Raw genomic sequence first — 11,370 nt, 5'->3', positions numbered from 1 at the left:
GAGAGCGCAGCACAAGATCGTTGCGAAGTTCCGGGTGTGCAATCCCTGCGCTTGCTTGGTCGAAAGAAGATGGGTTCGGAGGAAAAACCTCGGTTTTTCAGGAGGCTCCGACTTATTCGGCACAGCAAAAAGCGTGGAGCAGTATACCGGCCGCAGTTTCAGGTCTCAGGCCGCTTTCTCGCCCGAAAGGCACTTTATGTTGGGGAAAATCGAGAGAACGCGAAGAATAATTTACCGGATTTCAATCTGGTTGCGTTCTTTATGGGATTTGGATCTGTACCCGGCTGCGGACGTTGTTGGCTCTGGCGCTGTCGTAAATCCTTCGCTTGTGCGTAGAAGGGCCTTTGGTCGTGGAAATGTTTAAGGTTTACGGTAATCAGGGGCGGACAATCGGACAGTCTTCAGCCTTTCTGCTGCTGTCATTGGCGCTCGGCAATCTGTTTTATACGGGCTGTGCCCATGCCTTCGACTTCAAGGCCGGTGTCTCCAGGGAGTCCGGTCCCTTCGACCTTTTCAAGTTCGGCTTCAACGCTCAAAAGAGCGGCAAGACACAGGATGCCGTTGAAGCCTATCGGTATGCGGCTGAAAAAGGTCATACCGGATCGCGCTGGGCGCTGGCCAATATGTATGCCGATGGCGATGGTGTCGTTAAAAACGATTATGAAGCCTTCAAGATCTATTCCGAAATTGCCAACCAGGGTGTAGAGCCAGGGTCGGAGGACACGGTCTATTTCGTCAATGCCCTGATCTCCCTTGCCAGCTATTACCAGCAGGGCATTGCCGGCAGCCCAGTGAAGTCCGATCTGGTCCAGGCCCGCCAGCTTTATTTTCAAGCGGCGTCTGCCTTTGGTTTTCCTGAAGCCCAGTTCGAACTGGCGAAAATGCTGCTGGCGGGCGAGGGCGGCAAACGCAACGTTCAGCAGGCCAAGAAATGGCTTAACCTTGCCCGCAAGAACGGCCATGCCGGTGCAATGGCGCTGTTTGGCGATGTGATTTTTGAAGAAGGGCAGGCGGCCCGTGGCCTCGCCTTCCTGACGGCGGCGCTCGATAAATGCGCGCCGAAGGATTGCCCGTGGATCGAGGATCTCCAGGAGCGCGCCTTCTCGCTTGCCGATGAAAAGGATCGTCGCGTTGCCGTGGCGCTCGTGCCGCAGGTGCAGGAACAGCCCTGAACGGGCTGGCCCGCTAGGAACGGGCTAACCCGTTAGAAACCCTCTATGCTGCGACGAAATTGAAATGCCCGATAACCGGAACATGGTCTGAGGGCTTTTCCCAGCTGCGCACATGCTTTTCGATCTCTGTCGAGACCAGTCGGTCGGTGGCTTCTGCCGAGAGCAGAAGGTGATCGATGCGAATGCCGTTGTTCTTCTGCCAGGCGCCAGCCTGATAATCCCAGAATGAGTAGAGTTTTGTTGCATCCGTCGTGGCACGGACAGCATCGGTCAGTCCCAGATTTTCGAGGGACTGGAATGCGGCGCGGGTTTGGGGCAGGAAAAGCGCGTCATTGGCCCAGACCGCCGGGTCGAAGCAATCATGCGGATGCGGGATGACGTTATAGTCGCCTGCGAGAATAAGCGGTTCTTCCAGGGCAAGCCGATCCGCTGCAAAACGTTGCAACCGCGCCATCCAGGCCAGCTTGTAGGGGTATTTCACCGGATCGTCGGAGGGATTGCCGTTGGGGAGGTAAAGCGAGCAGACCCGCAATACGCCCTCGGCCACCGAAAATACGCCCTCGATAAAGCGCGCCTGTTCATCGGCCTCGTCGCCGGGCAGGCCACGATTGACCTCGTCCGGCCTGATTTTCGACAGAAGCGCGACGCCGTTGAAGCCCTTCTGGCCATGGGTTTCCACATGATAACCCAAAGCCTCGATCTCGGCGCGTGGAAAGCCTTCATCGACGGATTTGATTTCCTGGAGGCAGACGATGTCTGGAGATGAGCTTTCCAGCCATTGGCAGAGATTGGCAAGGCGTGCTTTCACGCCATTGATGTTCCAGGTGGCAATTTTCATCGGTGGGATGTCCTAGAGTTTGTCAGGGAAAAGTGGAATACGGTTTTCCCGAAAAGACAAACGAAAACAAAGTAATCGAGAGTTTTTCTGGTTCAGTATGAACCTGACAAACTCGAGGTTCAGGCCTGAGTTTTATCTGAAAGCCCATCGTTTGCCACGGAGAATTATGCGGAACCCACAAAAGCCTCACATGGCAAAGCTGGTACCGCAGCCACAGCTGGCCACCGCATTGGGATTGGTGATCTGGAAGGATTGGCCCATGAGATTGTCAACAAAATCGATTTCCGACCCGGCCATGTAGACCAGTGATACCGGATCGATCAGCAGCGTGGCGCCGTCCCTTTCGATCACCAGATCGCCATCCTGCGGGCCCTGATCCAAGTCGAATTTATAGGAAAAGCCGGAACAGCCGCCGCCTTCGACAGAGACGCGCAGAGCGTGTTTGTCCTGTTCGCTGGAGACGATTTTGGCGATGCGCTTGGCTGCGTTTTCCGAAACTGTAACTGTCTGCGTGGTCATTTTTGCCTCCTGACGGGTTCAAGGCCCGTAGAAACCTGGGGTTTGTCTATTTTTACCTGTCAACTTCACTACAAAGCAGCAAAAATTGGCAGGAAGTTAGGTCATTATAAAGAGGAAACCGGTGCCTTGCACGGGATTTTCCTATAGGTATGAACCATAGGCGAGAGCGTCAATGGGCAGGATGAAGAGCAGGCATGACAATCGATAGAAATGCATTGGGATTCGGTGTTGGAGAACGGGCGATTTTTGCTGCCGATCCCTGGAATTCGCGCGGGCGGCTCTATCCGGAGGGCAGCAGCCTGACCCGATCCGATTTCCAGCGCGACCGTGACCGCATCGTCCATACCACCGCTTTTCGCCGCCTCAAGCACAAGACGCAGGTGTTCATCGGCCCCGACAGTGACCATTACCGCACCCGCCTGACCCACACGATCGAGGTGGCGCAAATTGCTCGGGCGCTGGCCCGCGCCTTTCGCATTGATGAGGATCTGGCCGAAGGCGTGGCTCTGGTGCATGATTTCGGCCACACACCGTTCGGTCATACCGGCGAGGATGCGCTGCACGAATTGTTGGAACCCTATGGTGGCTTCGATCACAATGCTCAATCGCTGCGGATCGTTACCAAACTGGAGCGCCGCTACGCCGAATTCGATGGCCTTAACCTGACCTGGGAAACGCTGGAGGGCCTCGTCAAGCACAATGGGCCGCTGATGAATGCGGCCGGTGAGGGGACGCGCGGACCGGTGCCTTTGCCGATAACAGAATATTGTGAGATGCAGGATCTCGATATTGCCAGCCATGCCAGCCTGGAAGCCCAGGCCGCCGCCGTCGCCGACGACATTGCCTATAACACCCATGACATCGACGATGGCCTGCGCTCCGGCTATCTGACGTTTGATATGCTTGAGGATGTGCCGTTTTTGGCTGGTCTGATGCGTGATGTGCGCGACCGTTATCCAAATTTGGAGGCCGACCGGTTTACCCATGAAATCATGCGCCGTCAGATTACCCGGATGGTGGAGGATGTGATTGCGGTGGCCCAGGAGCGGCTATCGCGTATTCGCCCGATGTCGGCTGACGATATTCGCCAGGCGGGTGAAACCGTGATTACCTTTTCGGAAGGAATGGCCGAGACCGACCGGCAGATCAAGAAACTGCTGTTTTCGAAAATCTACAGGCATCCTGATATCATGCGCATTCGCGCTGGTGCCGCCCAGATCGTCACGGATCTGTTCAATGCCTATATGGCCGATCCGACCCTGATGCGCAGTGACTATTGGGTGGAGCATACGGCAGGCCTCGAAACGCCCGCCAAAGCCCGCCATGTCGGCGATTTTCTGGCCGGGATGACCGACACTTATGCGGTGCGTGTCCACCGGCAGCTGTTTGACCATACACCCGATTTGCGCTAGGCAGCGGGCGAAACGCCGCCTGTTGGGCTGGCCTCGACCTGCATCTGTCTGGATTGATCCTCATGAACCTGTTCGCCGATTTCGAAAATCGAATCAAAGCTGCGCTGGAAACCCTTGATCTTGTAAAGGAAAAGCGAAGTGAGCTATCGTTCGAGCGGATCGTAGTCGAGCCGCCGCGCGATGCAAGCCACGGCGATGCCGCAACCAATGCAGCGATGGTTCTGGCCAAGCCGCTCGGCGTCAGCCCCAGGGTTCTGGCCGATCTGATCGGTGAAAAGCTCAAGGAAGATGCGGATATTGCCGAGGTTTCCGTGGCCGGTCCCGGCTTCCTGAATATCCGCCTGTCCGTTGCCTATTGGCAGCGGCTGCTGGCCAATGTGATTGCGGAAGGTACGGATTTCGGCCGCTCGCAAACCGGCGCTGGCCGCAAGGTCAATGTCGAATATGTCTCGGCCAATCCGACAGGGCCGATGCATGTCGGCCATTGCCGGGGTGCCGTGGTCGGCGATGCGCTGGCCAATCTTCTGGCATTTGCCGGTTATGGCGTTACCAAGGAATATTACATCAACGATGCGGGCTCGCAGATCGACGTGCTGGCCCGCTCCGTTTTCCTGCGCTACCGCGAGGCGCTGGGCGAGGCTGTCGGCGATATCCCGGCTGGCCTATATCCTGGCGATTATCTGATACCGGTCGGCGAGGCGCTGGCTCAGGAATACGGCGTGCGTCTGCACAACATGCCGGAAGAGCAGTGGATGGATATCGTCAAGGATCGCGCCATCGATGCGATGATGGTGATGATCCGTGAGGACCTCGCAGCCCTTAATGTGCATCACGACTTGTTTTACTCCGAGCGGCAATTGCATGCCAATGGGGCTGCCGCGATCCGCACCGCGATCAACGATCTGACCTTCAAGGGCCATGTCTATCGCGGTACGCTGCCGCCGCCGAAGGGACAATTGCCTGAAGATTGGGAAGATCGCGAGCAGACGCTGTTTCGCTCCACCGAAGTTGGCGACGATATCGACCGTCCACTGATCAAGTCGGATGGCAGCTATACCTACTTTGCCGCCGACGTCGCCTATTTCAAGGATAAGTATGATCGCGGTTTCGACCGGATGATCTATGTTCTGGGCGCCGACCATGGCGGTTATGTCAAGCGGCTGGAGGCAGTGGCCAAGGCTGTGTCCGAGGGCAAAGCCAAGTTGACGGTGCTGCTCTGCCAGCTCGTCAAGCTTTATCGCGATGGCGAGCCGGTCAAGATGTCGAAGCGGTCGGGCGATTTCGTGACGTTGCGCGACGTGGTCGAGGAAGTTGGCCGCGATTCGGTGCGCTTCATGATGCTTTACCGCAAGAGCAGCGAGCCGTTGGACTTCGACTTTGCCAAAGTGACGGAACAGTCCAAGGACAATCCGGTCTTCTACGTGCAATATGCTCATGCCCGTTGCATGTCGATCTTCCGTCAGGCGCGCGAAGCTTTCGGCGATATCGATCTTTCGCCTGACATTCTGGAAGCTGCCGTGGCTGGTATTACCGAGCCGAGCGAAGTACAATTGATTGCTAAGCTTGCGGAATACCCGCGAATCATTGAAGCTTCGGCCCAGTCAATGGAACCGCATCGCATCGCATTTTATCTTTACGATCTGGCTAGTTCGTTCCATGCTCACTGGAATAAGGGCAAGGATCAGCCGGAATTACGATTTGTTAACGATAAAAACCGACAATCAAGTCTTGCCAGACTTGGGCTGGTGCATGCTGTCGCTTCTGTGTTGCAGTCCGGATTGGCCATTACCGGCACGGATGCTCCGCAAGAGATGCGATAGTATCGTCACCAATTCCCCACATTGCGCTGGCAAGCCGATGGTCGCGTAGCGAGTGGAAGTGTAGGGTTATGGTGCAAAAACAGGCTGCATATAGCAGGGATCCAGCAGGCAGTGCGTTTGCGGATGACGATCCGTTGGCAGAGCTGGCCCGTCTCGTCGGCTACGATGCGCCGGTGGCGCGTCGTGACCCTCCCATGACTCCGAATATGACTCCGCCTGTGGCACCCGAGCCGCACCGGCATTCGCCAGCGCATGATCAGGTCAATTTGCAGGACGAGCTGCTTCAGGATCTTGACGGTTACGTTGATGCGCCTGCCTATGTCGGCGTATCCCAGCCGTCGGCCGGATATTCCCATGAAGCGGTATCGGCGCACGAGCCGGTATCATTCGGTGGTGCTGAGGCTCCTGCGTCTGCCGGCTCTTCTGCGTCGGACATATCTCTTGCAGATGAACTTGAGTGGTCGGTTGGTGACGTGGCGGTAGAACCGCCATCGGCCCGTTCCGGCGGAGCCGATCCAACCGAAGGCTATGGGCGTCATCGTCTGCCGCTTGCCAATTTCAATCCGGTCAGTGCTGGTGCCTCGCGCTCCAGTGCGGCTCGCCATGAAGAGCAGACCCGCCAGCGGCATGAGCCGGTGATGGAGCCTGCGCCGGTTGAAGCGGCTGCCCCTGTTATCCACCCGGAGCGTGATGTTCCGGAGATGGAGCAGGATTTCGATTTTGGGTTCAGCCCCGAAGCGTCGCGATCACCAGTACAGGCCGCGCGCACGCAGGATGCTTTTGCCCAGCGCCGTGAACCGCCGCTTTTCCAGCCTGTTGCCCATTCGGTTTTCGCAGGTGCACCGCTTGCCCCGCCATCGCGGGAGGTTCCGAGCTTTTTCGATGCCCTGGCGCGCAATGAAGAGGTGGAAGCTCGACCCGTCGCAGCTTCGGCCTATTCGGTGCAAGAGCCTCAATTCGAACCTCAGGCAGCGTCCTTACGCCATGACCATCAGCCAGAAATCCCGGACGAACCATCTCTCGCCCAGCAGGAGGCCGATCCTTTCGGTGGCGATTTTGATTTCGATCTGGAAGAGATCGAACTCGATCTATCCGAGCTGGAGGCTGAGTCCGCGCCACCGGTGACAGAGCAGAGGAAGCCGCAGCCCGTCGCAGCTGCCGTTGCTGGTCCTGCTATGCATCAGCCGTCCCGTCCTGCCGAGGCTGCACCTGTTCGCGCGACAGCGCCCATTGCTGAAACGGGGCCGCAGCATGTGAGTGAACCCGTTCCGCTGCCGTTTGATGCCGCCGAAATTTCCGATCAAGACGAACACCTGGAAGCGGTCGTCCATCTGGACGTTCCCGATTTGCCGCCTGTGGAGGATGCTGCGCCTGCCACCTATCGGCAGGATTACGATTTCGATATCGATTCCGAACTGGCGACATTGCTGGATCAGACGGTAGAGCCGCGTTCGGCATCTGCACCATCAAAAGCCGCGCAGGTCGCGGCCACGGCGGCTGTTGCTGCGCCGGTAGCGCCCATGCCGCCCTTGGCCGAGCAGGTCAAGAATATGCCCAGTGATGATTTCGACGTGTTCGAAAAGGCACTGGAGGAAGATTTTCGCAAGAGCCTCGATGGTCCCCATAGTTTTGGTGCCAGACCCGGTGGTCCTGTGCCGACTCCACTGGAGGCCGAGGATTATGACGATTACGAAGAGCCGCGCGGTTCGCGCCGCTGGGTGGCGATGGCTGCGGCAGCGGTGGTCGTGCTGGTTGGCGGTGGCGGCGTCTATGCCTGGATGAAGACCAGTGGGGGCGAAACGTTCAGCTCCAGCGAACCGAAAGTGGTGATGGCTGACAAGGGGCCGGTCAAGGTCGTGCCTGCCGATCCCGGTGGCAAGTCCGTTCCGAACCAGAATAAGGCGGTCTATGACAGGGTGTCTGGTTCGGCTCCTGACCAGCCTCAGCAAAAGAGCCTGATCTCTTCGCAGGAAGAGCCGGTGGATGTCGCCCAGCGCACGCTGGAGCCTGACAATTTGCCGTTGGAACAGGAATCCGAGGCTGACAATGCCGGTATAAACGGGGCCGGTATGAACGGCGATGCCGCGCAGACGGGGCAGAATGGCCAGCCGGGCGATGCTGCCAAGCAGGGCGACCACCAAAGCCTTTCGCCCCGCAAGGTGAAAACCATGATTGTGCGGCCGGACGGCTCGCTGGTGGCGCAGGAAACCCCTGCCCAGCAGCCTGCGGCTTCCCAGCCATCGACCGCCCAAGGTGGTACTCCTCAGCCAGCTGCGGCCCAGCCGGGATCTGCTGCTCCGCAGAGCGTGGAACAGGCCATGGCCTCCGCCGATACGGCAACGGCTGCACCGGATGCCGCCCAGGATAGTGCTGGCGTTCCGGCTCCCAATATGCCGGTTCCGCGCAACAGACCGGCGTCTTCCCCAGTGCAGACAGCGGCGGCAGCCAAGCCAATGCCAGCTGCTACGCCTGTTTCTGCACCTCCTGCGTCAGCCAGCACGGCTGCTGGCTCCGGTGGTTATCTGGTTCAGATCTCTTCGCTGCCAAGCGAAGCCGATGCCCAGAAAAGCTACAAGAACCTGTCGGCTAAATTCGGCAGCGTGATCGGTGGTCGGGGCGTCGATATCAAGGCCGCCGAAATTCCGGGCAAGGGCACCTATTACCGTGTCCGTATCCCGGCTGGCAGCAAGGATGAAGCCGTGTCGCTCTGCGAACGGTATCGCGGCGCTGGCGGAAATTGCATGGTGGTACGCTAAAGGCGCACAGGGAGCCTTTTACGGTTCTCTTTGATTGAATGCGACATCGTTTAAGGGCGCTATTCCCACAGATTAGCGCCCTTTCTGCTGCTTTTTTCGTGGATTCCTGTGCATGATCGGCGCTTTGCCCTCGGCTTTTCGCAAAGCTGGACTATTGTCTGGCCATGACCCACGCAAAAGCTATGATTTTGGGCTGTTCCGGCCCGGCTCTGACCCTCGATGAGCAGGCGTTCTTTAGAGAGCACCAGCCCTGGGGCTTCATTCTGTTCGGGCGCAATTGCCTTGACGGTGCGCAGATCAGCGATCTGGTTGCGCAGATGCGCGATACGGTTGCCGGGCGCAATGCGCCGGTGCTGATCGATCAGGAGGGCGGGCGCGTTCAGCGTATCCGCGAGCCGATGTGTCCGCGCTATCCATCGGGTGCCGAGATCGGTGCGCTTTACCGTCAAGACGAGGAGAAGGGGATTCGCGCCGCCTGGCTGATGTCGCGGCTGCATGCCTTTGATCTTATGCGCTACGGCATCAATGTCGATTGCCTGCCGGTGGTGGACGTGCCGGTCGAAGGCGCCAGCAATGTGATTGGCAACCGCGCCTATGGTTTCGATCCTGACACCGTTGGAGCGCTGGGCGAGGCAGCGGCGGCTGGGTTGAAGGCGGGCGGTGTGCTGCCAACGGTCAAGCATATTCCCGGCCATGGCCGGGGCATGGCCGATTCTCACCATGAATTGCCGGTGGTCACAGCCTCGCGGGCCGAGCTGGAGGCACATGATTTCCCGCCCTTCCAGCGGCTCAACGGTGAATTAATGGCGATGACCGCGCATGTGGTCTATTCTGCCTATGACCCAGATTATACGGCCTCGACCTCATCCATTGTCGTAGATGAGGTAATCCGGGGACTGATCGGGTTCCAGGGGCTGCTGATGAATGACGATCTGTCGATGAATGCCCTTAAAGGGACGATTTCCGAGCGGGCAGCGGCGGTGATTGCCGCTGGTAACGACGTTCTGCTGCATTGCCACGGCATTATGGAGGAAATGGTGCAGGTGGCCGAGCGCGCTCCCGTACTGGCCGGGGCAGCGCTTGCGCGGGTAAAGGCCGTTGAGGCGGCTTTCGGCGGTAACGACGGCGCCGACGAACAGGTGATCCGTGCGGAATTTGCCTCTCTGATGGCGGTGGCGTGATGGTAGAACCTGTCGCCCCCGCTCTGGCTTCAAGTGTGAAGGGCGGCACCGCCACGCCGATGGAGAAGCTGTGGCAGGGCGATACGGCGATTGAGCGGGCCAGCGATGATCCGTCTCTGGTCATCGACGTCGCTGGTTTTGAAGGCCCTCTGGATCTGTTGCTATTTCTGGCCCGCAATCAAAAGGTTGACCTGTCGCGGATTTCGGTTCTGGCGCTGGCTGAACAATATCTGCTGTTCGTCGAACAGGCCCGCAGCATCCGCATCGAGCTTGCCGCCGATTACCTTGTCATGGCGGCCTGGCTTGCCTATCTGAAATCCCGGCTGCTGATCCCTCAGCAAGCCAAGGACGACGAGCCATCCGGCGAAGAAATGGCCGCAGCTCTGGCCTTCCGGCTGAAGCGGTTGGAGGCGATGCGCGATGCGGCTGGAAAGCTGGTCAACCGCAACCGGCTGGGCCGTGATATCTTCCAGCGCGGCGCACCTGAACATGTGCCGGATCGGGTGAACTCGGCCTTTGAGGCCAGTCTCTACGACCTGCTGTCTGCCTATGCCAATTTGCGCCAGCGCCAAGCCTATACGCAGGTGACGATCGAACGGCGCACGGTGTGGTCGCTGGTCGATGCGCGCACGCTGTTGAACCGGATGATTGGAGAAATTAGCGATTGGACGGCGTTGGACGCCTATCTGCTGCAATATCTTGCCGATCCAACGGAGCGGATCACGGCGATTGCCAGCGCCTTTGCTGCTTCGCTGGAACTGGTGCGGGAAGGCAAGCTGGAAATTCGACAGGCTGGTGCTTTCGAGCCGATCTATATGCGGGGCGGCAAGGGCCGGGACGCGGCGGGAATGCTGGTGCCGCATGATGGTGGTCAAGCATGATGGCGATGACGGGCGACAATCAACCAGATGAAGCCGATGCCATGGATGGGGCAGGCGGGCTTGCTGGTATACGGGAGCGTGAGGCCTTACGTATCGTCGAAGCACTGGTGTTTGCCTCGGCAGAGCCAGTCTCGGAAGGCTTTCTGGCCGAGCGCCTGCCACGCGGCACCGATATTGGCGGGCTGATGAAGGCGCTACAGGCCGATTATGCGCCACGCGGCGTCAATCTGGTGCGGGTTGATGGGCATTGGGCATTTCGCACCGCCGCCGATCTGGCCTTTGCCATTCGCCGTGAAGACAACGAGGTGCGCAAACTGTCGCGGGCGGCGCTGGAAGTGCTGGCGATCATTGCCTATCACCAGCCGGTGACGCGGGCGGAAATTGAGGAAATCAGAGGCGTACAGACCTCCAAAGGTACGATTGACGTGTTGCTTGAGGCAGGATGGGTGCGGTTTCGCGGCCGTCGCCGCACGCCGGGACGGCCCGTGACCTTCGGCACCACCCGCGATTTTCTCGATCATTTCGGGCTGGAGGAATTGCGCGATCTACCGGGCATGGAGGAATTGAAAGGGGCAGGGCTGCTGACAGGCCGAATCCCGGCGAATTTCCATGTGCCGATGCCGATGGATGGCGATGCGCTTGGTGAGGATGAGGACCCGATCACCCAGCTGGATCTGGAGGAACTTGGCCTGCTGGCACCCGCCGATGCCCGTGATGCGTAATCTGTTGTTGAGCTTGGGCTGTAGAAATGCTCATGAAAATCTGCGGGACTGTTGATGGGGCGGCGGCGG

Annotated in this window: 9 protein-coding genes; 7 read left to right on the top strand and 2 right to left on the bottom strand. The window is 58.7% G+C overall.

All coding sequences use genetic code 11. The annotated features are described in order from the left end of the window. Positions 1-356 precede the first annotated feature (356 nt). Positions 357-1,172 carry an exopolysaccharide production regulator ExoR gene (gene exoR / locus G6L01_RS08920; RefSeq protein ID WP_060716803.1) on the top strand — a complete coding sequence of 272 codons (816 nt, stop codon included), beginning with the start codon at positions 357-359 and terminating at the stop codon, positions 1,170-1,172. A gap of 43 nt (positions 1,173-1,215) precedes the next feature. Here exoR and xth read toward each other — a convergent pair whose 3' ends face one another. Further along, complete coding sequence (gene xth, locus G6L01_RS08915) at positions 1,216-2,010, bottom strand: exodeoxyribonuclease III (protein WP_070164987.1); 795 nt, start codon at positions 2,008-2,010, stop codon at positions 1,216-1,218. Positions 2,011-2,196: 186 nt separating this feature from the next. Beyond that, positions 2,197-2,529, bottom strand: coding sequence for an iron-sulfur cluster insertion protein ErpA (gene erpA, locus G6L01_RS08910; RefSeq protein WP_070150521.1), 333 nt, complete (start codon positions 2,527-2,529; stop codon positions 2,197-2,199). 194 nt (positions 2,530-2,723) lie between these two features. Between erpA and G6L01_RS08905 the strand changes: the two genes are divergently transcribed. From G6L01_RS08905 to scpB, 6 genes are all read left to right on the top strand, one after another. Next, positions 2,724-3,941 (top strand): deoxyguanosinetriphosphate triphosphohydrolase, encoded by a 1,218-nt coding sequence (locus G6L01_RS08905; RefSeq protein WP_070164986.1) that lies wholly within the window; start codon positions 2,724-2,726, stop codon positions 3,939-3,941. Between the two features lie 62 nt (positions 3,942-4,003). Then, positions 4,004-5,761, top strand: coding sequence for an arginine--tRNA ligase (argS, locus tag G6L01_RS08900; RefSeq protein ID WP_070164985.1), 1,758 nt, complete (start codon positions 4,004-4,006; stop codon positions 5,759-5,761). 68 nt (positions 5,762-5,829) lie between these two features. Further along, positions 5,830-8,517 (top strand): SPOR domain-containing protein, encoded by a 2,688-nt coding sequence (locus tag G6L01_RS08895; protein WP_070164984.1) that lies wholly within the window; start codon positions 5,830-5,832, stop codon positions 8,515-8,517. Between the two features lie 164 nt (positions 8,518-8,681). Next, positions 8,682-9,698: a beta-N-acetylhexosaminidase gene (nagZ, locus tag G6L01_RS08890; protein WP_070164983.1), complete on the top strand. Its 1,017-nt coding sequence runs from the start codon at positions 8,682-8,684 to the stop codon at positions 9,696-9,698. Then, positions 9,698-10,579 carry a segregation and condensation protein A gene (locus G6L01_RS08885; protein ID WP_070164982.1) on the top strand — a complete coding sequence of 294 codons (882 nt, stop codon included), beginning with the start codon at positions 9,698-9,700 and terminating at the stop codon, positions 10,577-10,579. Before nagZ ends, G6L01_RS08885 begins: the two co-directional genes overlap by 1 nt. 41 nt (positions 10,580-10,620) lie before the next feature. Then, positions 10,621-11,301: an SMC-Scp complex subunit ScpB gene (gene scpB / locus G6L01_RS08880; protein ID WP_234891835.1), complete on the top strand. Its 681-nt coding sequence runs from the start codon at positions 10,621-10,623 to the stop codon at positions 11,299-11,301. Positions 11,302-11,370 lie beyond the last annotated feature (69 nt).

The organism is Agrobacterium vitis, from assembly GCF_013337045.2.
Lineage (GTDB): Bacteria > Pseudomonadota > Alphaproteobacteria > Rhizobiales > Rhizobiaceae > Allorhizobium > Allorhizobium vitis_B.
Note: the sequence above shows the minus strand (reverse complement) of the source record. Positions and strands in the feature narration are given on the sequence as shown.

Bases quoted from the DNA above. Each gene is read 5' to 3' on its own strand.
- exoR (WP_060716803.1), top strand. From the start codon at position 357: ATGTTTAAGGTTTACGGTAATCAGGGGCGGACAATCGGACAGTCTTCA.
- xth (WP_070164987.1), bottom strand. From the start codon at position 2,010: ATGAAAATTGCCACCTGGAACATCAATGGCGTGAAAGCACGCCTTGCC.
- erpA (WP_070150521.1), bottom strand. From the start codon at position 2,529: ATGACCACGCAGACAGTTACAGTTTCGGAAAACGCAGCCAAGCGCATC.
- G6L01_RS08905 (WP_070164986.1), top strand. From the start codon at position 2,724: ATGACAATCGATAGAAATGCATTGGGATTCGGTGTTGGAGAACGGGCG.
- argS (WP_070164985.1), top strand. From the start codon at position 4,004: ATGAACCTGTTCGCCGATTTCGAAAATCGAATCAAAGCTGCGCTGGAA.
- G6L01_RS08895 (WP_070164984.1), top strand. From the start codon at position 5,830: ATGGTGCAAAAACAGGCTGCATATAGCAGGGATCCAGCAGGCAGTGCG.
- nagZ (WP_070164983.1), top strand. From the start codon at position 8,682: ATGACCCACGCAAAAGCTATGATTTTGGGCTGTTCCGGCCCGGCTCTG.
- G6L01_RS08885 (WP_070164982.1), top strand. From the start codon at position 9,698: ATGGTAGAACCTGTCGCCCCCGCTCTGGCTTCAAGTGTGAAGGGCGGC.
- scpB (WP_234891835.1), top strand. From the start codon at position 10,621: ATGGATGGGGCAGGCGGGCTTGCTGGTATACGGGAGCGTGAGGCCTTA.